The following is a 22,485-nucleotide window of genomic DNA, read 5'->3' as shown; positions in this document are numbered from 1 at the left end:
ATCGCGCACGGTCGCCCACCCTTCGCCGCTGCGCCAACTCGTCTCCATGACCATCGTGCCCGCGACATTGCGGCGATCGGTGGGCAGGACTTCGTGATGGACGCAATGATCGAGCGTTCGCAAGCGCCCGAAGGGGCTCGCACATCAGGGGCTTCGCGGCAGAGCCGCATGCACTATTCGGCTGGAACCCGGGTCGCCGCAACGGTGTCCGCGGGGTAGATCATCCGATCGGGTGGGTTGCTCGTGCGACGTGCGAGGGGGTAGTAGATGGCCGCCGTGAAGACGATGCCCACTATCCAGGAGATATCCGCTCCGCCGAGCATGTCGGTGATCGGGCCGGTGTAGAGCTTCTGCGCGAGAAACGGGATCTGAGCCACGATGCCGAGGGTGTAGCAGGCCAGGGCGGTGACGTTCCAGCGTCCGTAGCGGCCGTCCGGATCGTAGAGCGCCGGGATGTCGATGCGCTCGCGCGAGATCAGGTAGTAGTCGATCAGGTTGATCGCGCTCCATGGCGTGAACACCATGAGCAGGACGAGCACGAAGTTCTTGAAGTTATTGAGGAAGTCGGCGCTGGCACCGATGGCGATCACCATGGATACCACGGTGAAGCCGACGATATAGGCGGTCCTGGTGGCTTGGGTAGTGCGCGAGTGGCCGTTGAATGCGGTCACCGAGGTCAGGATGGACATGAACCCGCCGTAGGCATTGAGACAGTTCACCGTCAGCTTGCCGACCACGATCACCAGGTAGATCAGCAGCGCGATGGCGGACGGGCCCGCGAGATCGCCGATGAAGCCGACTTGGTTGCCCAGGAACGCTTTTCCGGCGACGGCGGCCACCAGCGCACCGAGCGTCATCGCCCACTGCGACCCGAGCACGCTGCCCGCGAAGGTGGACCAGAAGGTGGTCCGTGCGCTGGTCGAGCGGGGCAGATAGCGCGAATAGTCCGCGACGTACGGCCCGAAGGTCAGCTGCCATCCGGCACCGAGGGAGACCGCGAGGACGAAGGTGACGATGTCGAAGGATTTGCTGCCGACGTAGGCGCTGACGTCGTATTCGGCGAACAGACGGATCGTCAGGTAGGTGAAGCCGACAAGGCCGACCACGGTGGCGATCCGTCCGATGACGTGGATCAGCCGATAGCCGGTCACCGCGACCACTGCCGTTAGCGCACCGAAGACGAGTATGCCGACGGTCGAATTGTCCACGTGCAGAATCTTGTTCACCGCCTGCCCGGCCAATACCGTACCGGTCGCGGCGAAACCGAGATACATCACGATCACGAGCAACAGCGGCATTACCGCACCGAGGACGCCGAACTGCGCTCGGCTGGAAATCATTTGCGGCAATCCGAGCCGGGGACCCTGCGCCGAATGCAGCGCCATGACAATGCCGCCGAGAATATTGCCGAGCAGCAATCCGAGGATCGCCCACAGCGCGTCGGCGCCGAATACCACCGCGAGCGCACCGTCGACGATGGCGGTGATCTGCATATTCGCCCCGAACCACAGGGTGAATTGATTGCGCGCGGTGCCGTGGCGTTCGGCATCCGGAATTACTTCGATGGTGCGGCGCTCGATCTGCAGTCCGGCGTCGAATTCGTCGTTGTGCGGCATGGATCCGCCTTCCATCAGGAGATGCAGCAGCTGGGACAGCCTGCCCAGATGCATAGTCCTGTATATACAAGTGACTGTCAACCGGAACGGCTGGGATCGCTTATGACAACTCTGTCGATGTTCTGCGCCGGACCGCCCGCTATCCAGAGCGCACCAACTGCCCTGGGGCCGGAGCCCGAAGCGCGAGCCGAGGTGACCAACGTCCGTTGACGGGAGCGCGTGGCCCGCACGCTGGTGCGGGTGAAACCAGCCCGGATGAAGCGGAAACCGAGGTGCGCGGTCTCATGGTGCGCACGGAGGACATCCGAGAAGGATGGTGTCTGGAAATGCCGAAAAGGGGTTTCCCGGGCAGGCTGTAAGGTTGCCGCCAGACATGAGAGGTGGTGGCCGATGACCCGCCCGGTGGGTGATGCAGACCTGGCGGTGTTGTTCGCGGCGTCCGGACCCGATTCCGCACCGGCGTACGAGCGGATCAAGACCCTGATCCGCACGCAGATCGGCGCCGGACGTTGGGTCGCGGGGGATCAGCTTCCGTCGGAGCATCAGCTGGTCGACGCGCTCGGGATCTCACGCATGACGGTCAACCGAGCGCTGCGCGAGTTGGCCGCGGCCGGGGTAGTCGTTCGGATGATGGGGGTCGGCACCTTCGTCGCGCCCGCGAAGGTGGCCTCGCCGCTGTTCGAGGTGCGCAATATCGCCGATGAGATCCAGCAGCGCGGCCACCGGCACCGCACCGAGGTCATCTTCCTGCGCAGCGAACCCCTCGACACCGCCAACCCACTGCTCGATGACTGGCCGACCGATTCGGTATTCCATTCGCTGCTGGTGCATTTCGACGACGAGGTGCCGATCCAGGTGGAGGACCGCTACGTCAACCCCGCCGCCGCACCCGGCTACCTCGACCAGAATTTCGCCGAGACCACTCCGAACCGCTACCTCAGCGAAGTGGCCCCGCTGGTACGCGGCGAACACGTCGTCGAGGCGGTACAGGGCAGCCAGGAGGACTGCCGACTACTGCGCATCCGCCGCACCGAACCCTGCCTCCAGATCCGCCGCCGCACCTGGTCCACCAGCACCTTGGTAAGCGTGGCCCGCCTCGTCCACCCCGGCTCCCGCAGCCGCCTCGAAGGCGCATTCGGAGCCTGATCCAGCTGGGCAAGAACGGCTCCCGCGCATTGATCGGCGCGTCACGCACGTTTTCGCCCACGATTCCGTGCGCGGCGTGAAGAGAGGTGCGCGGCGTACGGAAGGTGCATGGCGTGGGCGCCCTTGCCCCGGCTCCCGAGGCCGCCTCGAAGGTGCATTCGGAGCGTGATCTGGCTGGGCGAGAACGGGTGCCGCGCATTGATTGGCGCGCCGCGCACGTTTTCGCCGACGATTCCGTGCGCTGCGTGAAGGGAGGTCCGGTGTACGGAGTTGCGCCGCGCGGTGGGTGTGTGGCGCGGAAGGGGCGTGGTGTGAAGAGAGTCGCGCGGCGTACGGAAGGCGCGTGGCACGCGAAGGCGCGTGGCGTACGGAAGGACCTGGCGTGGGGCGCCTTGCCCCGGCTCCCCAGGCCGCTCGAAGGTGCATTCGGAGCGTGATCTGGCTGGGCGAGAATGGGTGCCGCGCATTCATTGGCGCGCCGCGCACGTTTTCGCCCACGATTCCGTGCGTGGCGTGAAGAGTGGTGCGCGGCGTGGGGAGGTGTCTGGCGCGCGAGGGTTCGTGGCGAGTGAAGGTGGCGCGCGAAGGTGCTTGGCGATGCTTCAGGTGCCGAAGCGGAGGGCGTGGGTGACGATCGCGTCGAGACGCGCGTGATGGGCACCCTTCCAATAGGTTCGGCCGCAGTCGAGGCACTGGGCGAACGCGTCGTAAGTGCGTTCGGTCTCGTTCGGGAGTTGCCCCCGCAGGGTGTGCTTATCGGTTACGCGCAGGGGGCCGTTGCAGGCGGTGCAGCGGGTCCATGGTGCGAGGGGCGGTGCGAAGCGCGATAGCACGTCGTCGAGTTGTTCGACCGGGCGGTGGCTGTATATGTATGCGCCAGCGAAGATTTCGCGTCGACGCAGCAGTCCGCGATCGCGGGAGAGCAGGATGCGATGTTCGGCTGCCGAGCGCGTGGCGAGTGCGGCATCCCCGATATCCGGATTCTCGTAGGCAGTGTCGACGCCGAGCAGCCGCAGTCGCCGCGCCAGGGTGCCGAGGTGGATATCCAGCAGGAACCGCAGTGGTTCGTCGAATCGCTGCGGACGCACCACGGCGCGCACCGACACCGCCTCGCCGTCAGCGGGCATATGCGCCGGGCGCATCGACCGACCGTCGACCAGCAGTTCGCCCACCTCGGTGAGCGGCACGCCGAGTGCTTCCACGATATGTCCGAGCGTCGACACACCGTCGATCCGCACGGCCGAGCGACCGTCCCGCTGTGCGGCCGCGACGAACAGCCGCAATTCGGGCGCGAAATCGATGGTGATCTGCGCGGTGCTCACGCGGCCAGCATGCCAGGACATGCGGCCGGTGGACCACCCGGTTTTACAACGACCAGGGCTGGGCGCGGCGTCGGACCGGCGGTTCCGCGTTCGCCATGGCCTCGAGATCCTCGAGGAATTTGTCGATGCTGTCGGCGGCCACGTGGGTGCTGCCGATTTCGTAGCGCACCTTTTCCTCGGTGCTGTCCATGACCGTGGTGATCAGCTCTTCCTTGAGATCGCGGATGAGCTGGGTGCGCATTTGGGCGATCTGATCGCGGCCCTGGCTGCGGACCCGGGCGACCTCGGCGTCGGCGAATTCGCGCATCTTGGCGATGATGCGTTCGGCGTCGGCACGCGCATCCTCACGGATGTGCTCGAGTTCGGCCTGGGCGTCGGTGACCGCATTCTCGTAGGCGCGTTTGGCCTCGACGAGGCGGTCGGCCGCCTGCTGATTCTCCTCGAGCTGTTTCTGAATATTGTTCTGCGCCTTGGCCATCAGCCGTTTCACCGGCGGCGCCACCCATTTGACGATGACGAAGATGATGACCGCGAAGCCGAAGAGCTGGCTGAAGAAGATCGGCCAGTCGAAGGTGATGTGAAAGATTCCCGAGTCCTCGGACTCGGCTGCGTGGATGGCCCCTTCGGCAAGGATGCCGCTATTGAGGTTCATTGGCTACGCTCGCTCTGACTGATGGCCGGCGCTGGAGCCGGCGTGCCGATCCTTGATGCCGAGCACTCGATCGGCCAATGTCTCGGCGAGCGGTTCGACAGCCTCACGCAGCTCCGCGGCCACCTGGTCCGCCTGGGCCCGCAGTTCCGTCGCGGATTCCGCGACGATCCTGTCGGCCTCGTCCTGCGCCTCACTTCGCAACTGCTCGAGGATAACTCGGCCCTCGGCCCTTGCCTGGTTCCTGATCTCGACCGCCTCACTGCGCGCCTGCGCGACGGCCGCCTGATACTTCGATTCGGCGTCGGCGAACAGGGCTTTGGCTTCCTTATTGTCGACCGCGGTCTCCGCGACTCTCGCCTCACGTTCCGCCAATACCTTGCGTATCGGCGGAACGACGAACAGCCACATGACCCCGAGCACGATCAGGAAGATCAACAGCTCGGCGAAGAATGTGCCGTTGGGAATCAGGAAGTTCCCATCGGCAACAACATCCGTTCGCGGAGTCATACTTAATTACTTACCTGGAGTAGCGAATACGAAAAGCGCCATGAACGCTAGATTGATGAAGTACGCCGCCTCGACCAGACCGACGGTCAGGAAGAAGTTACCGCGGAGGCGACCTTCGGCTTCCGGCTGACGGGCAACGCCGTTGATCAACGCGGCGCCGGCGAGTCCGTCACCGATTCCCGCGCCGATGGCGCCACCGCCCATAATGATGCCGCCGCCGATGAGCGCGCCCTGGACGATGGCTGCCGTGGTTGCGTCTGCCATTTTTCACTTCCTGTTCTTTACTGTGCTCGATCGGCGGCGCCGATCTGTCGTTGTTTAGAGCGACCCGAAAGCAGTCGCTGGGGCTAGTGTTCGTGCTCCAGCGACATCGACTGACTGAAGTAGAGGACGGTCAACAGCGAGAAGATGAATGCCTGGATGGCTCCGACGAACAGATCGAAGAGTTTCCAGATAGCATTCGGCCCCCAGCTGATCCAGAACGGGAACAGTGCGATCACCGAGACCATAACGCCACCCGCGAACATGTTGCCGAACAATCGCAGCGACAGTGAGAGCGGTTTGGCGACTTCCTCGATGACATTGATGAAGACCATCGGGCCCCATCCGGTGTGGCCCTTCAGCAACTGCTTGGCGTGCCCGCCGGGGCCACGCCGATACACACCCGCGCCCTGGTACATGAAGAAAACGAACAGGGCCAGCGCGTAGACGAAATTGACGTCCGAGGCGGGCGGTGCGATCAATTCACCGTGTCCGTACTGCACCGGCAGCACGGACAACCAGTTCGACAACAGGATGTAGATGAACAGCGTGACTGCCAATGGCAGCGCGAACGGCGCGACCTTCATGCCGATGGCGCTTTCCACCTGGTTGCGCATCTGGACCGTGACGGTCTCGAAGAACAACTGCACGCCGTTGGGTACGCCCGAAGTCAGCTTCGCCCGCAGGTAGAACGCCAGACCGAGCACGATCGCCGCCGCGATGGCGGTCGAGATGATCGTGTCGACATTGAAGTCCATACCCCACAGATGCGCGACCGCGTGTTCGCCGACCTTGATTTTCGGCTCTTCCGCGGGCGCTTCCTCCGCGAGGACCGGCAGCGCCGACTGGGCGATGAAGGCGATTTGATTCGTCATGATTGCTGGCGAAGCTCCTTCACTTCAGGCAAGACGGTGACCAACACCAGAATCACTTGAAAGGCGGCCATGCCGAAGAAGATTCCGATGCCGTGCGGCCTTGCCAGGAAACCCACTGCGAGCGAACCGCCGGTTATTGCGATCAGTCGAGTCGCCGAGGAGAGGTAGAGGCCCTGTTTCCTCGGTTTCTCGGCATCGGCGACGCGGTTGACCGTCAATCGGGTGAGTTGGGCATTCACCCAACCGAGTCCGAGTCCGATGCAGATGAACAGACCGAGCAGCAGCCGGTCGAGCGGACCGGTAGCTGCCAGGGTGAGCACGCCGACGCCGATGGCAAAGACAGTCGCACGGCGCATTCGGAGCACATTGACATCCACTGCGACACCGCCTTCGCCGGTCATCCCACCTCGTAGTGGGGTCTTAATTGATCGATAGCATACACATTAACAACCCTTTTGGAAGGCAACGTTTTTGATCTTTCTCGGGCGAGATTTCGGACGATGTCCATTGGGCGACAGTGTCACACGGGGGACGACAAGATCAATCGGTGCTCCCGTGCGCGCCGAGTTGAATCGGACAAATCAGTCACCGTCCAACTTTCCGCTATTGTCCGGTTTATTCGGCCCGTATGCCTAATTTCGGTCATGTCTTTGTAAAGGAATTACAAAGAGACGCCCGATATCCCGAGCTGGAGTCGGCGCGCGGCATTGAATCGCGCGTTCGCCGCGATATCGTGATACCGCGCCCGAGCGGCACCTATTGATAGCTGGCGCGCTGCCGCTCGTGGCGGTGGCTCGGGTGCTGTCGCGGCCGGTGCGGCATGGTGGGCAGGGTCATCGACCAGTCGAGCCGCGTGTGGATTCGGTGCCGCCAACCCAGATGCTGAGTGCTTCGGTCAAACCCGCGGAGGTGGGTTCCCCGGTAGCCCATGCGACGTAGCCGTCGGGGCGCAGCAGGACGGCGGCGGGGGCTTGGATCGTTCCGAAACCCGGGATGGGCCAATGCTCGTCGCGGCCGACGGCGCTGATGATCTCGACCCGGTCGTGCCATTCCGGGACCGCCGGTACGTCGTTTCCATTGAGCACCAACAGGACCGGGCGGCCCCGGCGCAGCAGCTCGTGGACCCGAGTGTCGCCATCCGCGGTGGTGAGGTCGGCATCCGGGACGCGGCGGCCGATGAGCGGATGCTCGCCCTTGATGTCGTAGCGGATATCGAGTGCGGTGATCATCAGGCCGAGGCGGTGGCGTACCTGGTCCATATCGATCAGATCGCTCATGATGTCGCGCAGTGCGTCGGTATGCGGGCCGGGTCGTCCGAGGGCGGTCTGGGCGCGGGTGTTGTGCAGGACGCGGGTGGCGATCGGATGGCGCTCGGATTCGTAAGTGTCGAGAAGTTCGTCGGATGCGGTGCCGCGTAGGGCGGCGGCGAGCTTCCAGCCGAGATTCATCGCATCCTGCAATCCCAGATTCTGGCCCTGACCGCCCGCTGGGTAGTGGATGTGCGCGGCGTCCCCTGCCAGGAAGACCCGACCGACGCGGTAGCGGTCGGCCTGGCGGGCGGCATCGCCGTAGTGCGAGATCCAGCGCGGGCTGTGCATGCCGAAGTCGGTACCCGCGATCTCGGCGAAGTGGGCGCGGAAATCCTCGAAGCTCAGTTCCGTGCCGCGCTCGAGGACGAGGTCGTGGCGCTGTACGACGAGTCGGTACCAGCCGGGCTCGAATTGGACCGCGGAGAAGTCGCCCGCACCGGCGCGGTGTCCGAAGAAGGGCTGCGCGGGCGGATCGGCCAGTTCGACATCGGCGAGCATGCCTGTCACGGTCGCGTCGGTGCCGACGTAGTCGATGCCCGCCAGCTTGCGTACCGCGCTGCGGCCACCGTCGCAGCCGACCAGGTACGCCGCACGAATCCGGCGGGGATCCGGACCGCCGATCTCCACCTCGACACTCGACGCGTCTTGCTGGAAGCCGATAACGGGCGAACCCCACTGTACGACCGCACCGAGTTCGGTTGCTTGCCGGTCGAGTTCGCGTTCGATCACCGATTGCAGCACGGCGAGGGTGAACGGGTAGCGGGTATCGAAGTCGCTGAAGTCCAGGGGTAGGCCACTGAAGTGCCCGGCCTGCATGACGCGGCCGAGCGGGAGCAGTTCGTCGAGTAGGCCGCGCTGATCGAGGATTTCCATGGTGCGGGCGTGGATGCCACCCGCCCGCGATTCGCCGGTGCGCGCCGCGAGTCCATCGACGAGCGCGACATCCACACCGGCCAGCCGCAATTCGTAGGCCAGCATCAGCCCGGTCGGTCCGGCGCCGGCGATCACCACATCGGTCGTGTCCATGTCGGTCTCCTTAACGTTGTTAAGTGATTTAACGTTGTTAAGGAGACCAGAACATTGTTAAGCTGTCAACCGTCGGACAGCAGGAGGTGACAGTGAAGATCGATGCGACAGTGATCGCCGAGGCAGCGTTGGGTTTGCTCGACGAGGTCGGTCTCGACGGACTGACCATGCGGAAGGTGGCCGCGGCCCTGGATGTGCAGGCGCCCGCGCTGTATTGGCACGTCAAGAACAAGCGCGAACTGCTCGATGCGATGGCGCGGCGGGTATTCGTATCCGCTGTCGATGGGATCGAGGCGCCGCGGCAGGGCGAGGACTGGCAGGACTGGGTGGTGGCGGTGGCTGGGCGATTGCGCCGGTCGATGCTGCGCTATCGGGACGGGGCGAAGGTACTCGCCGGAACCTATGTCAACGAGGAAGCCATGTGGCGCACGGTGGAACTGACCTTGCGCACGCTAGAGGACGCGGGTTTCGCGCTGGTCGACGCCGAGCGGGTATTCCCGATCCTGCTGCACTACACGATCGGGTTCGTCATAGAGGAACAGGCGCAATCCGGCGCGGAGTACGCCGATGGCAATCCCTACGATTCCGCGCGGATCGCGCAGACCGTCGATGCCGAGCGTTATCCGCGGACCGCCCGGATGGTGGGCGAGCTGTTCGGCGCCGATACCGATGTGGAATACGAGCGTGGGCTGCGGGTCATCCTGGCCGGAATCCGCGCCACTCTATCGACATAACCGGTCAGCGGCCGAAGCCCGCCAGCCCGTCGGCGAGGGTGCTGATATTCAGTGCGTCGAGCACCTGTTGCCGGACGTCCGGGCATTGGGTGGTCGTGATGCGATCGACGATGGCGCGGTCCGTCACGACGGTGTCGTTGAGGCCCCCGTTGCGGGCCGCCCAATCGTGCACCGTGCCGTTGAAGCCGAGTTTGCCGATTTGCGCGCCCTCGGAGCGCCAACGTCCGACCTCCGGTTTCAGCATGTCGCACAGCTGTTCTGCCGCCGCCGGGGTGATCTCGTCCGGATTGGGCACCTGGGCGGAACTGCCGGGGGACGAGAAGGTGATGGTGATATCGGGGTGGGAGGTCGGGGTGGCGGGCACCGCCGGGTCGAGGGGGCCATTACCGCCGCAGCCGGCGAGCAGGGCAACCGCCACGGTCGCCGCGGCCAGCGTGGCGAGGGATCCGATCGAGCGCATCGGTACTCCTTATTATTCTTTTGTTTCCGGCTTCAGCTCGTAGACGACGTAAGCGGTGCGCACCACCGGTAAGGCCACATTGCGTACCCGGATGCCGCCCGGTGTGGTGCCGCGTTCGATACCCGCATGCGCATGCCCGTGGATCGCGAGGTCGACCTGCTGGTCATCGATGGTTTCGCCGAGTAGATAAGAACCGAGGAATGGGTAGATCTCACGCGGTTCGCCGTGCAGGGTGTCGCTGATGGGGGAGTAGTGCGTCAGCGCGATGGTGATATCGGTGTGCAGGCCCGCGAGCGCGTCGCGCAACATCTCCGCGAGGTCGACGGAGTGCGCGGCGAATTCACGCATCACGCGTTCGCCGAAGACGCTCGCGCATTTACCCGCGAAGCCACCGCCGAAGCCCTTCGTGCCCGCGATGCCGAGGGTGTGGCCGTCCACGGCGAATTTCGTCGCGGTGCCCTCCAATACGGTGATGCCGTGATCGGTGAGCTCGGCCGTGATCTCGTGCTGTGCGTCGCTGTGATGGTCGTGATTGCCGAGTACCGCGACGACCGGGACACCGAGATCGGCGAATTCCGCGGCCACGACACGGCCTTCCTCGACGGTGCCGTGGCGGGTGAGATCACCGGCCAACAGCAGCACATCGGCACGGTCGGGCAGTTCCGCGAGTGCCGGGCGCAGTTCGCCGCCCGACTCGGCGCCGAGATGGACGTCACCGATTGCCGCGATCCGCATGTGCCGCCCTCCTTTCGGTCTCAGTCCGCCAGCGCCTCGGCGGCTCCCGGCGCGCATGGCGGCGTGACGTGCACGTCGTTGTGAATGCGGGCGCGCGGAAGCTGTTCGCGCACCACGTTTTCCATCTGCATCTTGCGTTCGATACTGCTCACCTCGCCGCCGAGGACGACGACGTCGCCGCGAATCGTCACCTGCACACCGAGTTCGGCGGTGCGCGGATCCTCGGCCAGCGCTCGGCGCAGATGCGCGACCAGATATTGCGGTCGTTCCATTCACACCACCCGCTTCGGCTCGATTACTCCGAGATCGTCCAGCAGCCCGAGGAAGGCCCGGGCATACGGCGAAACATCGGTTTCCTTGCGCACCCGATCCCAATCCACCTGTTCGCGTAGATCGCGCGCGATCGTCAGCAGCGGGCTCAGGTCCAGCCGGTGCGCGTCGAAAACCAATAATTTGTCGATCATCAGGTCGCTCGCGCTGATCACCGGCGCCATCGTCGGGCCGATGCGCATCGTATCGGCGCGATCGAGCAATTCGTCGGTGACGGGGCGATTGTTCGGCCGGTAGATCAGGTCGATGAGGACGCCGCCGTCATAGACCTTCGTCAGCCAGTCCTCCGGCGGATCGGCGATCCGCAAACCGCCGCGAGCCAGCGCGCTGCGGGCCTCTGCCAGGTCGGCGGGTTTGATGAAGATGTCGACATCGTGCTCGGAGGCGGGCCCGCCGCGCGCATAGACCGCGCAACCACCCGCGATCGCGAAGCGGATATCGGCATCCATCAGCTGATTGACCGCGCGGGTGAGTGCGTGGAGCAGTTGGTCGATCGTCGGGACCATATGTGCGCCATACCCGCGCTTCGGCCGGCTAATCGCCGCCGCGGCGAGGCAGTCAGGGTTTGCGGGCCGATACCGCCGATCATCAGGAGTTCGACATCGCGCGCCGGTGCGCCGAATCACCCCGGGATATCGCCTGGGAGTGCCTAATGCCTACGTAACCCGCTGGCCAATGACTCGAGCCCGCGGCTCAACCATGCCTGTGTACTGCGCCGATGCGCACGATCATCGAATTCGCCATGCGCACCGAAGTCGTGTCCGCCGGACCGGTCGACCGGCTCCCAGAGGTTGGCGGGGCGTGTGTCGGCGTCGGTATCGGTCTGCTGCGACTCGTAGCCGGTGCGGGCGAGATAGCGGTCGAGCAGGCTGGGCGCGAGCCGCTGTGCGAGCAGCGTCCCCGTCGTGCTCGCGCCGACCCAATACTCCTTGCGCTCAGGATGTTTCGCGGCAAAGGCGATCGAGCGCGCAATGATCTCGGGTTGGTAGATCGGCGGCACCGGCTGTGGCCGCTTCGGCAAGCGCGACAGCACCCAGGAGAATTGGGGTGTATTCACCGCGGGCGCCTGCACCAGCGTGATGTGCACATTGCTGCCCTCGTGCATCAGCTCGACCCGCACCGATTCGGTGAACCCGTTGATCGCGTGCTTGGCGGCGCAATACGCCGACTGCAGTGGAATCGAGCGGGCGCCGAGCGCCGAGCCGACCTGTACCACAGCGCCGCGATCACGCGCCCGCATCCGGGATATGGCGGCCATGGTGCCGTGCACGGTGCCGAGATAGGTGACCTCCGTGACTCGCCGGAACTCCGCGGCCGCGATCTGCTCGAAGGGGGCGAATACCGAGGTGAAAGCCGAATTCACCCAGACATCGATGGCGCCGAGCACCTCCTCGGTTCGCGTCGCCGCGGCCTCGACCGCCGCGTAATCCGCGACATCGAGCGCGATCGTCAGCGGCTCACCACCCGCGGCGCGCACATCATCGGCCGCGGCGGCGAGTCCGGCATCGCCGCGGGCGAGCAGCGCGACTTTACAACCGCTCGAAGCGAATTCGCGTGCGGCCGCGCGACCGATGCCCGCACTCGCCCCGGTGATCACCACTACGCGGGGTTCGAAACTCATCACAACTCCTTACTCATGGTCGTCGCCGAATCGGGTGAGCTGAACCGAGGCTTCGAAAAGCATCGCGTGCACGAAGGCCTGCGGCATATTGCCGCGCAGCTGACGCTGTCGGACATCGAATTCCTCGGCGAACAATCCGGGCGTACCGCACGCCGCGCGATTGCGTTCGAAGTAGCGTGCCGCCGAAACATGATGTCCCAGTTGGGCGGCCGCTATCGCCATGACGAATCCGCAGAACAGGAAGGCGCCTTCGTTCGTCTCCAGCGGCCGCTCGTCGTGGCGATAGCGATACACGTAATAATCCGTGCACAATTCGCGCTCCACGGCGCGATAGGTGGCGAGGCTGCGCGGATCGTCGAGAGGTACGCCGCCACGGATGGCAGGCAATAGCAGGGCCGCGTCGACACCCGCCGCATCCGGGGCCTGCTGCCAGGCACCGCTGGGATGCACACTGGTGCGGGCGGTTTCGGCCATGATTGTATCGGCCAGCGCCGTACAGAACACCGGGTCGGCACCGGTCTCGGCAGTGGCGGCGACCGCGCGCAGACCGCTGACGCAGGCCAGCCGGGAATGCGTCCAGTGTCGGTTCTCGATCTCCCAGATGCCCGCATCGGGTCGACGCCAGAGTTCGGCAATCGCGGCGACCGCCACCGAAATCGCCTTGCGGTTGTCCTCGGTGAGCCGGTCGTGCCGGGCGCCTGCGGCGAACAACAGTAATGCCTCGCCGAATACATCGAGTTGGGATTGGTCACGCACCCGGTTGCCGAGCACGGCACGACCGCCCGGATAGCCGGGTAGGTCCAGCTCGCTCGGCTCAGGGATCGGTTGGCCGGTGACCGTGCACGCGGGCAGTATCGCGGGCCCATCGGCGAGTAATCGTTCTCCGACGAACTGCAAGGCATTGTCCAACAACGGATGTGGGCCGTCGGTCGCCACCGCCTGACCGGCGAAGCATTGGTCGCGGATCCACACATAGCGGTAGTCGTAGTTCTCGCCGAGGTCCGCGCGTTCGGGCAGGCCGGTGGTGGCCGCGGCGACCATGCCATTGGTGGAACTGGTCATACCGCGCATGACCGCATAGGCCTGTGCGGTATCGCGGGACGCGGCGCACGGGCCCAGCTTCGGAACCTCTCGCTGCCAAGCGGATTCGGTCTGTGCCCATGCGGTGTGCGGATCCGGCGGCTCGTCGGGCAGTGCGATATCGGACAATTCGAGGACGAGATCATGAATCTCGCCTTGTCGCAGCGTTATCCGATCGGCCAGGCCCTGGTCATCGCGGACCGACGCCGACGCCCCACCGGTCCAACGCAACGCTAGGTCACCGACGCGCGCGAGCCACATCCCGTCGTCGGTGCGGCGCAGGTCATGTGCCTTTGCCTTGCCGAACTGCCCGGCGGGCCGCAGCACCACATCGACCTCGGCATCGCCGTGCACCGCGACGATCCGGCGCAGCACAACCACCCGATGCGGATCACCGGGAAAGGCCAGCGCCTCCCGGCATTCGATCACCGAGGAGCCGACCAGCCAGTGCGAATTCCAGATCAGCGTGCCCGTCTGGTAATACCCGCCCCACACGTACCGCCCGGACGGTGTCACCGAATACGCGCTGTCCCCGCCGACCAGCGCGGCGAAGACCGCGTCGCTATGCCAGCGCGGGGCGCACATCCATGCGAAGTCACCGTGTGGACCGACCAGCACACCGCGCTCGCCGTCCGCGAGGAATGCGTATTCGCGCAGTACATGCGGCCGGGTGATATTTTCGGCCGTCACATCGGTCGTATACCACCGCAGACCGTTCGCAACCTTGTCAAGTCGGCGAGGAATCCGGCATAGGCCTCGTCGCGATCGGGTGCCCGCAGCACCGACGACGGATGCACAGTCGCCAGCACCGCGTAATCCGGCATCGATATGAGCTCCCCGCGCCGCTCGGAAACCTTGAATGAGGGACCGAGCACGGCCTTAGCGGCAATCGCGCCGAGACAGACCACCAGTTGTGGCTCGATGACCCGCAACTCGGCCTCGAGCCAGGCCGAGCAGGCAACGATTTCGGTGCGTCCGGGTTGTTTGTGGATGCGGCGCTTACCGCGCTCCTCGAATTTGAAGTGCTTCACCGCGTTGGTCACGTAGATGCGGTCGCGGTCGATCCCGACCTCGGCGATCGCACGGTCGAGCAGCCGCCCGGCGGGGCCGACGAACGGGTGACCCCGCACGTCCTCCTGGTCGCCGGGCTGTTCACCGATCATGACCACGTCGGCGTTTTCCGGGCCTTCGCCGAAAACCGTCTGGGTGGCGTGCCGGTAGAGATCGCAGCCGTGGCAGCCGCACGAGGCCTGCCGCAACTCGGCTAGGCTCGCGTGCGGCGGCACGAACTCCGCGGCGCCCGGCACGGCCATATCCGCCTCAGTCCTTGCCCAAGGCCCGCGCGAGTTGACCCTTGTTCATCTTCGAGCGGCCCTCGATATTGCGGTTTTTGGCTTCGTTGTACAGCTGATCGCGGGTCGGGCCCTTGGGACCACTGCGCCCCGAGCGCTGCCCACCGCGTTGCTGTGGCGACTTGTCCTTCACCGAGGAACGGCTTGCGGTCTTCGACTGCCCGGATTGGGCGCGGTTTTTGTTGACCGTCCGCGCGGCGATCTCCTTCGCCCGCTTCTCGCTCTCGCCGCGGTCCTCCGCCGAGTCCTTGATGTGCTCGTACTGCCGTTCCTGTTTATTGCTCCATTCCTTTGGCATGTCACACCTCCTGCCCGCCGAGTACCCCGGTTCACCGCGCGAAACCAGGTTCGCAGCGTGGGCTCGATCGCGGGCGAGACCAGCGTCGATATGCTGGCCGAATGAAGGTGGTTCCTGGCGCGTTGGTGACCGTCGCCGATGATCTGGACGCGGTGACGACGGTCGGGCACGAGGACGATCCGGCCGACGTCGGATTGACGAACGCGGACGTCGCGGCACTGTGGGCGTCGGTCCAGGCGTGGTACCGGCTGGGGACTACGCCGGCTATTCAGACCTGTCTGCGGCGCAATGGGAAGATTGTGCTGAACCGGGCGATCGGACACGGCTGGGGGAATGCGCCGAAAGACGGTCCGGATGCGGAGCGGGTGCTCGCGACGCCGGAGACGCTGTTCTGCGGGTTCTCCACGGCCAAGGGCGTATCGGCGACGCTGATGTTCATGCTGATCGAACAGGGTGTGTTCGCTCTCAATGATCCGGTGTGCAAATACATTCCGGAGTTCGCGGCGCACGGCAAGGACGGGATCACCATCGGCGATGTGCTGTCGCATTCGGCGGGTGTGCCGTTTATTACGCCGCCGTACAAGGGCGTCGAGCTCGTGCTCGACGAGGAGCTGGCCGTGCAAGGTTTGGCCGATCTGGTGCCGAGTTGGCGGCCGGGTCGCTTCCGGGTCTATCACGCATTGACCGGTGGTTTGATCCAACGGCTGCTGGTGCGGCGGGCCACCGGGAAGCGGATGCGCGAACATCTCGCCGAACAGATACTCGAACCATTGGGCTTCCGCTGGAACAACTTCGGGGTCCGTCCAGAGGATGTCGACAAGGTCGTGCCCAGCGTGAAGACCGGACCGCCGCCGTCCCGAATGTCGATACTTCTGGCGCGCAAGGCGCTGGGCGGCCGGATGGACGGTGCGACCGCCAAGTCCGCGAATCGGGATTTCCTGACCGCCGAACTGCCGTCGGGCAATATCGTCACCACGGCCTACGAGCTGTCCCGCTTCTATGAAATCCTCACCCGCGGCGGTGAGCTCGACGGTGTGCGGATCATCGAGCCCGAAACCCTTCGCGATGCCATCCGCCCCGCGCCCCGCATACCGGGCCTGGCCGGACGCGTAAGCCGCGCTGGTTTCGAACTGGGCGCACGTCGCTCGAAGTTCGGGAGAAATACCCAGTCGCACTTCGGCCGCAGTGGCCTGACAACCCAATACGGCTGGGCCGACCCCACCCGCGGACTCTCCGGTGCGATCCTGACCAGCGGCAAGGCCACCACCGACACCCAACGCCCTTGGGCCCTGGTCGCCCAGATCTCCAACACCATCGGCCAGCTCCCGCGCGCCGATCGGCTGTTCGATACCGACTGATTCACTCGCTGCGCAGCGCCGCGGCGAGCACTTGTGCCCCGTGCTGCGGTCGGGCTTGCGGTTGCAGGTGTTCGATTTGGGTACGGCAGCTGAAACCGTCTGCCAGGACGAGGGTTTCGGGGTCGCGGTTGCGGATGGTCGGCATCAGTTTGTCTTCTGCGCAGGCTACCGAGACGTCGTAGTGGCCGCGTTCGAAGCCGAAGTTGCCGGCCAGGCCGCAGCATCCGGCATCGAGTACCTCGACGTCGAGCCCGGTTGCGGTCAAAAGCCTTTGGTCGGCGTCATAGTGCAGGATCGCGTGCTGGTGGCAGTGTGGTTGGACCATGGCATGGGCGTCGATGCGCGGAGGTTCCCAGTCGTCGGCCTGTTCGGTGAGGATTTCGCCGAGGGTGCGGACCTGATTGGCCAGGCGGTGGGCGTCTTCGTCACCGGGGAGTAGTTCGGTGAGATCGGAGCGGAAGACGGCGGCGCAGCTGGGTTCGAGTACCACGATGGGGGTGCTCGAGCGCAATTGGGGTTCGAGCTGACGCAGGGTACGGCGCAGTACGCGTTTCGCGGTGGGAAGTTGGCCGGTGGAAATCCAAGTCAGTCCGCAACACACTGTGCGCCTCGGTATTTCGATCTCGAATCCGGCGGCCTCCAGTACGGTCACCGCGGCTTCGGCTATTTCGGGGGCGAAGTTGTTGGTGAAGGTATCGGGCCACAGCAGCACTCGGCCGCGGTGGCCGCGCTCGTCGGGTGCGCGGCGGGCGAACTTCTCGGTGAAGCGCTCGCGCGCGAAGCGCGGTAGTTCCCGGCGCGGGTCGACGCCGCCGAGGCGCTTGAGTAGTCCACCCGGCCCCCGGCTCTGCGCCAGCGCATTGGCCGGTGCGGACACGGCAGTGGCGAGGCGGGCCCACAGCGGGATCCAGCCCATCGAGTAGTGCGCCATCGGCCGGACGCGGTGTTCGTAGTGGTGGGAGAGGAATTCGGCCTTGTAGGTGGCCATATCGACATCGACCGGACAGTCGCTGCGACAGCCTTTGCAGGCCAGGCACAGATCGAGGGCATCGCGGACCTCGGTCGAGCGCCAGCCATCGGTGATCACCTCGCCCTGCAGCATTTCGAACAGGAGACGCGCGCGGCCACGGGTGGAGTGCTCCTCCTCTCTGGTCGCCCGATAGCTCGGGCACATCACGCCGCCCTCGTGACCGCGGCACTTGCCGACGCCGACACAGCGCGCGGCGGCCACGCTGAAGCGATGGTCATCCTCCGGGAAGGTGAAATGCGTCACCGGATTCCACGGTCGGTAGTCCGCACCCTGGCGCAGATCCTGATCCAGTGCTCGCGGGTGCACGACCTTGCCGGGATTCATCCGATTGCGCGGATCGAAGAGATGTTTGACCGCGCCGAACGCCTCGACGACGCGATCGCCGAACATGATCGGCAACAGTTCGCCGCGCGACTGACCGTCGCCGTGTTCACCGGACAGCGATCCGCCGTACCGCGTCACCAACCGGGCGCTCTGCTCGGCGAAGCTGCGGTACTTCGAAATGCCCTCCGCGCTACGGAGATCGAACGGAACGCGGGTGTGCACGCAGCCGTGGCCGAAGTGGCCGTACAGCGAGGACGACTGGTAATCGAAATCGTCGAGCAATCTTTCGAAGTCGCGCAGATAGTCGCCCAGCCGGTCGGGCGGAACCGCGGCATCCTCCCAACCCTCATGGGTTTCCGGACTGTCGGGCGGATAGGCCGTGGCGCCCAGGCCTGCTTCCCTTGCCATCCAGATTTCCGCCTCGCGTGCGGGATCATCGATCATCGTCGAGGTCGCACCGGTTTTCATGGTCAATTCCTCGACCATCGCCTGGGCCCGGCGGTCGGCTTCGTCCTGGTCAGCGCCCTCGAATTGCGCCATCAGCCAACCGTTTCCGTCCGGCAGCTGGGCGATGGCATCGGCGGCCAGATGTTCGAGGTGCTCGAGTTGGACCAGTCGGTGGTCCACGCCTTCCAGCGCTGTCGGCTCGTGCTGCAACACCATTGGCACCGCATCGGCGGCATCGTAGATATCGGGGTAGCCCAGCACGGTCAGTGCCACCGCTTTCGGGCGTTGGACGAGTCGGATTTCGGCACGCAGCACCGTCACCAGCGTGGATTCGCTGCCGACGAGAAGTTTCGCGAGATCGAAGCCGTGCTCCGGGAGTAGGGAATCGAGGTTGTAGCCCGACACGCGGCGTGGAATATCGGGATAGTGCGCGCGAATATCCGCCGCGTATTCGTCGCGGATCCGCCGCAGGCCGTCCAGCAGTTCGGGGAACTCATCGTGGGAATCCGCGCCGACCCAACCCCGTAACCCCTCGTAGGTCAGGATTTCCAGCCGCCGCACCGAATCGACCATCTTCCCGTACGCCTGCGCTGTAGAGCCGCAGGAGTTGTTGCCGATCATGCCGCCGATCGTGCAGCTGACGTGCGTCGCGGGTTTCGGGCCGACCATCAGGTCATACCGCGCCAACTGCGCATTCAGCGGGTCCAGCGCGATGCCGGGTTCCACGATCGCGGTGCGGGCCGCCGTGTCGACCGAGATCAGCCGATCGCAGTACTTGCTCCAATCCAGCACCACGGCCGCATTGCAGCATTGACCGGCCAGGCTGGTGCCGCCGCCGCGCGAGAGCACCGGCATATCGTGCTCGCGGCACACCGCGATCGCCGCGGCCGCATCGTCCGGTGTGCGTGGTAGCACCACGCCGAGCGGCACCGCGCGGTAGTTCGAGGCATCGGTGGAGTATGTGGCTCTTGATCCGGGATCGAAACGTACTTCCCCGGAGACCTGCTCGGTGAGTTCGGCCGCGAGTCGCGTCAGCGGGAGATCAATCATTCGCCCCAGCCCTCCTATCTCGGCACAGTGCGACTACCCACTTCGGTGCGCGGCACACCCCTGATTGCCTGCCCATTCGCTGGGTATCACCGGTCTGACCAACCCGGATACCAACAGGAGATCCTCATGAAGCAGCAGGTTGGTGACTACGTCCTGCAACGACTACGGGAGTGGGGCGTTAACCAAGTCTTCGGATACCCCGGCGACGGCATCAACGGTCTGGTCGCCGCTTTCGGTCGCGCGGATAACAAGCCGCAATTCGTGCAGGCCAGACACGAGGAAATGGCGGCGTTCCAAGCCACCGGCTACGCCAAGTTCAGTGGGAAGGTCGGCGTCTGCACGGCCACCTCGGGACCCGGCGCGATCCATCTGCTCAATGGCCTCTACGACGCCAAACTCGACCATGTCCCGGTCGTCGCGATCGTCGGTCAGACCGCGCGTAGCGCCATGGGGGGCAGCTATCAGCAGGAAGTCGATCTGCAGAGCCTGTTCAAGGATGTCGCCAGTGATTACCTGGTCGAGGTCAATGTCTCGAGCCAGTTGCCCAACGCGCTGGACCGGGCGTTTCGCACGGCGATGACCCGGCATTCGCCCACCGCCGTGATCATTCCCGCCGATCTGCAGGAAGAACCTTACGAACCGCCCGAACACGAGTTCAAGCAGGTGCCCTCCAGCCCACCGCATGCGTTGACCGCGACGGTGGTCGCACCGTACCCCGAGATCGAACGCGCGGCCGAGATCATCGACGCCGGATCGAAGGTCGCGGTGCTCGTCGGTCAGGGCGCACGCTCGGCCGCGCGCGAGGTGGTCGAACTCGCCGAAATCACCGGTGCGGGTGTGGCGAAGGCATTGCTCGGCAAGGATGTGCTGCCCGACGACCTGCCCTTCGTCACCGGGTCGATCGGGTTGCTCGGTACCAGGCCGAGCTATGAAATGATGCGCGACTGCGACACGCTGATCATCGTTGGGTCGAATTTCCCCTACACCCAGTTCATGCCGGAGTTCGGTCAGGCGCGAGCCGTGCAGATCGATATCGACGGCACCATGATCGGCATGCGCTATCCGACCGAGGTGAATCTGGTCGGTGATGCGAAAGCCACACTGGCCGAACTCATTCCGCTGCTGCGCCGCAAGGAGGAACGTTCCTGGCGGGAGAAGATCGAGCAAGATGTGGCGCGCTGGTGGGAGACGGTCGAGCGGCAGGCGATGCTGCAGGCCAAGCCGGTCAACCCGATGCGCGTGGTTTGGGAACTGTCGCAACAGCTTCCGGATAATGCGATCGTCACCGCGGACTCCGGCTCGTCCACCAACTGGTACGCCCGCTGTCTGCGTTTCGGTATCGGTACGCGCGGCTCGCTGTCGGGCACCCTGGCGACCATGGGACCCGGCGTGCCCTATGCCATCGGCGCCAAATTCGCGCATCCGGATCGCCCGGCCATCGCATTGGTCGGTGACGGTGCCATGCAGATGAACGGAATGGCCGAACTGCTCACCATCGCACGCTATTACCGGCAGTGGAGTGACCCCCGGCTGGTCATCTGCGTCTTCCACAATAACGATCTGAACCAGGTCACCTGGGAGCTGCGCGCCATGGGTGGCGCGCCGAAATTCGAAGAGTCGCAGATACTTCCGGAAACCTCCTACGCGGATCTGGCGCGCTGTATGGGTCTGCCGTCGATCGCGGTCGACGATCCGGACAACCTCGCCGACGCGTGGCGGCAGGCGCTGAGCGCGGATCGTCCGGTGCTGCTCGATGTGCGCTGCGATCCCGAAGTACCACCGATCCCACCGCATGCGACCTATGAGCAGATGAAGGACACCGCCGAGGCGGTGATGCGCGGCGATCCGGATGGCTGGCATCTGATGTGGCAGGGCACCAAGGCCAAGTTGCAGGAATTCGTGCCGCATCGGAGTTCGTCATCATGACTTTGCCAGCGACCGAGGATGTCGTCGATCTGCTGATGGCACAGCATCGGCAGATCGAAGGCCTGCTCGCGCAACTGAAGTCCGGACAGGGCGATAAGTCGGAGCTGTTCAAAGAACTGGTCCGGTTGCTCGCGGTGCACGAGAGCGCCGAAGAAGAGGCTGTGCATCCCGTCGCGGCACGTGCCCGTTTCGGGGCAGACCAGATGGTCGGACAGCGCCGAGATGAGGAGAACCACGCCAAGTGCGCGCTGGCCAATCTGTACGACCTCGGTGTCGACCATCCGGATTTCGATGCCGAGTTGGCCGCATTCGCCGACGCGGTGACCGACCATGCCAGGCGCGAAGAGAACGAAGAATTCGCTCTTTTGCGTCAGCAATTTTCGGTGCATCAGTTGGAGCGGATGGCGGGTTCGGTGCGGGCCGCCGAAGCGGTCGCGCCGACACGCCCGCATCCGAAGACCGGAGAGTCCCCGCTGGCGAATCTGCTGGCCGGTCCGCCACTGGCGATATTCGACCGGATGCGTGATGCGGTGCGGGACTGGCGTCGAGAAGACGACACATGAGCGGGCGCATCGCAGCGGTGGCGGAAGTTCTCGGCTGGTGGGCGGTGCTGGTGTTGCTGTGGTTGGCGACGCTGACCACGTTCAGTCTTCAAGAGCTGCTCGCGGCGGCCGTGCTCGCATTACCTGCCGCCTGGGCGGGACGGGTGGGACGTATTGCGGTGCGAGGTAATTGGCGGATGCCCGACAAGGTCGCGCAGTCGTTGGCCACGCTACCCGGCGCGATCGTGCGCGATAGTTGGGCCGCCCTGTCGATAGCCGCGCGTGGTAGGCCGGTCGGGCGGTTCGAGCAGGACGCACTGGACGCGGAGACCGATGCGCGGCGGCGGGCGGGGCGGGCGGCATTGATCACCGGTGTCCTCTCGGCGACGCCGGGCTCGATGGTCATCGATGTCGACGATGAGCTGCTGCTGCATGTATTCGCGACACCAGTTACCCGATTGCGGCGGATGTTCGGGGGCTGAT

General features: G+C 65.0%; 23 protein-coding genes. 6 read left to right on the top strand and 17 right to left on the bottom strand.

What is annotated here, in order from left to right:
• Positions 1-173 precede the first annotated feature (173 nt).
• Positions 174-1,616, bottom strand: coding sequence for a purine-cytosine permease family protein (locus tag ACIBG0_RS23435; protein ID WP_397035216.1), 1,443 nt, complete (start codon positions 1,614-1,616; stop codon positions 174-176).
• A gap of 390 nt (positions 1,617-2,006) precedes the next feature.
• On the opposite strand from ACIBG0_RS23435, the gene hutC reads away from it, so the two are divergent.
• Positions 2,007-2,762 (top strand): histidine utilization repressor, encoded by a 756-nt coding sequence (gene hutC, locus ACIBG0_RS23430; protein WP_397035089.1) that lies wholly within the window; start codon positions 2,007-2,009, stop codon positions 2,760-2,762.
• Between the two features lie 602 nt (positions 2,763-3,364).
• On the opposite strand, the gene ACIBG0_RS23425 is transcribed toward hutC, so the two are convergent.
• The 7 genes from ACIBG0_RS23425 to ACIBG0_RS23395 all read right to left on the bottom strand — a co-directional run bounded on the left by ACIBG0_RS23425 (position 3,365) and on the right by ACIBG0_RS23395 (position 8,715).
• Positions 3,365-4,084, bottom strand: a complete 720-nt coding sequence (locus tag ACIBG0_RS23425; RefSeq protein WP_397035088.1) for a Mut7-C RNAse domain-containing protein — start codon at positions 4,082-4,084, stop codon at positions 3,365-3,367.
• A gap of 43 nt (positions 4,085-4,127) precedes the next feature.
• A complete protein-coding gene (locus tag ACIBG0_RS23420; protein WP_397035087.1) occupies positions 4,128-4,736 on the bottom strand; it encodes a hypothetical protein in 609 nt (202 codons plus the stop codon).
• Positions 4,737-4,739: 3 nt separating this feature from the next.
• Positions 4,740-5,243 (bottom strand): F0F1 ATP synthase subunit B, encoded by a 504-nt coding sequence (locus ACIBG0_RS23415; RefSeq protein WP_397035086.1) that lies wholly within the window; start codon positions 5,241-5,243, stop codon positions 4,740-4,742.
• 6 nt (positions 5,244-5,249) lie between these two features.
• The gene (locus ACIBG0_RS23410; protein WP_040687366.1) at positions 5,250-5,507 is read right to left on the bottom strand and encodes a F0F1 ATP synthase subunit C; all 258 of its coding nucleotides are present in this window, start codon (positions 5,505-5,507) and stop codon (positions 5,250-5,252) included.
• 83 nt (positions 5,508-5,590) lie between these two features.
• Positions 5,591-6,262: a F0F1 ATP synthase subunit A gene (atpB, locus tag ACIBG0_RS23405; RefSeq protein ID WP_397035215.1), complete on the bottom strand. Its 672-nt coding sequence runs from the start codon at positions 6,260-6,262 to the stop codon at positions 5,591-5,593.
• A gap of 113 nt (positions 6,263-6,375) precedes the next feature.
• A complete protein-coding gene (locus ACIBG0_RS23400) occupies positions 6,376-6,780 on the bottom strand; it encodes a hypothetical protein (RefSeq protein WP_397035085.1) in 405 nt (134 codons plus the stop codon).
• A gap of 432 nt (positions 6,781-7,212) precedes the next feature.
• Positions 7,213-8,715 carry an FAD-dependent monooxygenase gene (locus ACIBG0_RS23395; protein ID WP_397035084.1) on the bottom strand — a complete coding sequence of 501 codons (1,503 nt, stop codon included), beginning with the start codon at positions 8,713-8,715 and terminating at the stop codon, positions 7,213-7,215.
• Between the two features lie 92 nt (positions 8,716-8,807).
• On the opposite strand from ACIBG0_RS23395, the gene ACIBG0_RS23390 reads away from it, so the two are divergent.
• Entirely contained in the window at positions 8,808-9,449 is a 642-nt protein-coding gene (locus ACIBG0_RS23390; protein WP_397035083.1) for a TetR/AcrR family transcriptional regulator C-terminal domain-containing protein, read from the top strand.
• A 4-nt stretch (positions 9,450-9,453) separates the two neighbouring features.
• On the opposite strand, the gene ACIBG0_RS23385 is transcribed toward ACIBG0_RS23390, so the two are convergent.
• The 8 genes from ACIBG0_RS23385 to ACIBG0_RS23350 all read right to left on the bottom strand — a co-directional run bounded on the left by ACIBG0_RS23385 (position 9,454) and on the right by ACIBG0_RS23350 (position 15,325).
• Positions 9,454-9,909: a hypothetical protein gene (locus ACIBG0_RS23385; protein WP_397035082.1), complete on the bottom strand. Its 456-nt coding sequence runs from the start codon at positions 9,907-9,909 to the stop codon at positions 9,454-9,456.
• 12 nt (positions 9,910-9,921) lie between these two features.
• Positions 9,922-10,644 (bottom strand): metallophosphoesterase, encoded by a 723-nt coding sequence (locus ACIBG0_RS23380; protein ID WP_397035081.1) that lies wholly within the window; start codon positions 10,642-10,644, stop codon positions 9,922-9,924.
• Between the two features lie 20 nt (positions 10,645-10,664).
• Positions 10,665-10,916, bottom strand: coding sequence for a BON domain-containing protein (locus ACIBG0_RS23375; RefSeq protein ID WP_397035080.1), 252 nt, complete (start codon positions 10,914-10,916; stop codon positions 10,665-10,667).
• Positions 10,917-11,480, bottom strand: a complete 564-nt coding sequence (locus ACIBG0_RS23370) for a nucleotidyltransferase family protein (RefSeq protein WP_397035079.1) — start codon at positions 11,478-11,480, stop codon at positions 10,917-10,919.
• A gap of 143 nt (positions 11,481-11,623) precedes the next feature.
• A complete protein-coding gene (locus ACIBG0_RS23365) occupies positions 11,624-12,595 on the bottom strand; it encodes an SDR family oxidoreductase (RefSeq protein ID WP_397035078.1) in 972 nt (323 codons plus the stop codon).
• A gap of 9 nt (positions 12,596-12,604) precedes the next feature.
• Entirely contained in the window at positions 12,605-14,365 is a 1,761-nt protein-coding gene (locus ACIBG0_RS23360; protein ID WP_397035077.1) for a glycoside hydrolase family 15 protein, read from the bottom strand.
• Positions 14,362-14,988 carry a UdgX family uracil-DNA binding protein gene (locus ACIBG0_RS23355; protein WP_397035076.1) on the bottom strand — a complete coding sequence of 209 codons (627 nt, stop codon included), beginning with the start codon at positions 14,986-14,988 and terminating at the stop codon, positions 14,362-14,364. The genes ACIBG0_RS23360 and ACIBG0_RS23355 overlap by 4 nt, the downstream gene beginning before the upstream one ends.
• 7 nt (positions 14,989-14,995) lie before the next feature.
• Complete coding sequence (locus ACIBG0_RS23350) at positions 14,996-15,325, bottom strand: plasmid stabilization protein (protein WP_397035075.1); 330 nt, start codon at positions 15,323-15,325, stop codon at positions 14,996-14,998.
• 101 nt (positions 15,326-15,426) lie between these two features.
• On the opposite strand from ACIBG0_RS23350, the gene ACIBG0_RS23345 reads away from it, so the two are divergent.
• The gene (locus ACIBG0_RS23345; RefSeq protein WP_397035074.1) at positions 15,427-16,683 is read left to right on the top strand and encodes a serine hydrolase domain-containing protein; all 1,257 of its coding nucleotides are present in this window, start codon (positions 15,427-15,429) and stop codon (positions 16,681-16,683) included.
• Between the two features lies 1 nt (position 16,684).
• On the opposite strand, the gene ACIBG0_RS23340 is transcribed toward ACIBG0_RS23345, so the two are convergent.
• Positions 16,685-19,534: an FAD-binding and (Fe-S)-binding domain-containing protein gene (locus ACIBG0_RS23340; RefSeq protein ID WP_397035073.1), complete on the bottom strand. Its 2,850-nt coding sequence runs from the start codon at positions 19,532-19,534 to the stop codon at positions 16,685-16,687.
• Positions 19,535-19,660: 126 nt separating this feature from the next.
• Here ACIBG0_RS23340 and ACIBG0_RS23335 point away from each other — a divergent pair, with 126 nt between their 5' ends.
• Genes ACIBG0_RS23335 through ACIBG0_RS23325 form a run of 3 tightly spaced genes read left to right on the top strand, consistent with a single transcriptional unit; the run spans position 19,661 to position 22,484 of the window.
• Positions 19,661-21,460, top strand: a complete 1,800-nt coding sequence (locus ACIBG0_RS23335; RefSeq protein WP_397035072.1) for a thiamine pyrophosphate-requiring protein — start codon at positions 19,661-19,663, stop codon at positions 21,458-21,460.
• Positions 21,457-22,023 carry a hemerythrin domain-containing protein gene (locus tag ACIBG0_RS23330; protein WP_397035071.1) on the top strand — a complete coding sequence of 189 codons (567 nt, stop codon included), beginning with the start codon at positions 21,457-21,459 and terminating at the stop codon, positions 22,021-22,023. Before ACIBG0_RS23335 ends, ACIBG0_RS23330 begins: the two co-directional genes overlap by 4 nt.
• Entirely contained in the window at positions 22,020-22,484 is a 465-nt protein-coding gene (locus ACIBG0_RS23325; RefSeq protein ID WP_397035070.1) for a Na+/H+ antiporter subunit E, read from the top strand. The genes ACIBG0_RS23330 and ACIBG0_RS23325 overlap by 4 nt, the downstream gene beginning before the upstream one ends.
• Position 22,485 lies beyond the last annotated feature (1 nt).

Source organism: Nocardia sp. NPDC050630, from assembly GCF_044457245.1.
Taxonomy (GTDB): Bacteria; Actinomycetota; Actinomycetes; order Mycobacteriales; family Mycobacteriaceae; genus Nocardia.
Note: the sequence above shows the minus strand (reverse complement) of the source record. Positions and strands in the feature narration are given on the sequence as shown.

Excerpts from the sequence above, each read along its gene's own strand:
- ACIBG0_RS23330 (WP_397035071.1), top strand. The coding sequence starts at position 21,457 with ATGACTTTGCCAGCGACCGAGGATGTCGTCGATCTGCTGATGGCACAG.
- ACIBG0_RS23340 (WP_397035073.1), bottom strand. The coding sequence starts at position 19,534 with ATGATTGATCTCCCGCTGACGCGACTCGCGGCCGAACTCACCGAGCAG.
- ACIBG0_RS23380 (WP_397035081.1), bottom strand. The coding sequence starts at position 10,644 with ATGCGGATCGCGGCAATCGGTGACGTCCATCTCGGCGCCGAGTCGGGC.
- ACIBG0_RS23385 (WP_397035082.1), bottom strand. The coding sequence starts at position 9,909 with ATGCGCTCGATCGGATCCCTCGCCACGCTGGCCGCGGCGACCGTGGCG.
- ACIBG0_RS23350 (WP_397035075.1), bottom strand. The coding sequence starts at position 15,325 with ATGCCAAAGGAATGGAGCAATAAACAGGAACGGCAGTACGAGCACATC.
- atpB (WP_397035215.1), bottom strand. The coding sequence starts at position 6,262 with ATGGACTTCAATGTCGACACGATCATCTCGACCGCCATCGCGGCGGCG.
- ACIBG0_RS23410 (WP_040687366.1), bottom strand. The coding sequence starts at position 5,507 with ATGGCAGACGCAACCACGGCAGCCATCGTCCAGGGCGCGCTCATCGGC.
- ACIBG0_RS23370 (WP_397035079.1), bottom strand. The coding sequence starts at position 11,480 with ATGGTCCCGACGATCGACCAACTGCTCCACGCACTCACCCGCGCGGTC.
- ACIBG0_RS23395 (WP_397035084.1), bottom strand. The coding sequence starts at position 8,715 with ATGGACACGACCGATGTGGTGATCGCCGGCGCCGGACCGACCGGGCTG.
- ACIBG0_RS23435 (WP_397035216.1), bottom strand. The coding sequence starts at position 1,616 with ATGCCGCACAACGACGAATTCGACGCCGGACTGCAGATCGAGCGCCGC.
- ACIBG0_RS23400 (WP_397035085.1), bottom strand. The coding sequence starts at position 6,780 with ATGACCGGCGAAGGCGGTGTCGCAGTGGATGTCAATGTGCTCCGAATG.
- ACIBG0_RS23415 (WP_397035086.1), bottom strand. The coding sequence starts at position 5,243 with ATGACTCCGCGAACGGATGTTGTTGCCGATGGGAACTTCCTGATTCCC.
- ACIBG0_RS23365 (WP_397035078.1), bottom strand. The coding sequence starts at position 12,595 with ATGAGTTTCGAACCCCGCGTAGTGGTGATCACCGGGGCGAGTGCGGGC.
- ACIBG0_RS23345 (WP_397035074.1), top strand. The coding sequence starts at position 15,427 with ATGAAGGTGGTTCCTGGCGCGTTGGTGACCGTCGCCGATGATCTGGAC.
- ACIBG0_RS23375 (WP_397035080.1), bottom strand. The coding sequence starts at position 10,916 with ATGGAACGACCGCAATATCTGGTCGCGCATCTGCGCCGAGCGCTGGCC.
- ACIBG0_RS23325 (WP_397035070.1), top strand. The coding sequence starts at position 22,020 with ATGAGCGGGCGCATCGCAGCGGTGGCGGAAGTTCTCGGCTGGTGGGCG.
- ACIBG0_RS23335 (WP_397035072.1), top strand. The coding sequence starts at position 19,661 with ATGAAGCAGCAGGTTGGTGACTACGTCCTGCAACGACTACGGGAGTGG.
- ACIBG0_RS23420 (WP_397035087.1), bottom strand. The coding sequence starts at position 4,736 with ATGAACCTCAATAGCGGCATCCTTGCCGAAGGGGCCATCCACGCAGCC.
- hutC (WP_397035089.1), top strand. The coding sequence starts at position 2,007 with ATGACCCGCCCGGTGGGTGATGCAGACCTGGCGGTGTTGTTCGCGGCG.
- ACIBG0_RS23355 (WP_397035076.1), bottom strand. The coding sequence starts at position 14,988 with ATGGCCGTGCCGGGCGCCGCGGAGTTCGTGCCGCCGCACGCGAGCCTA.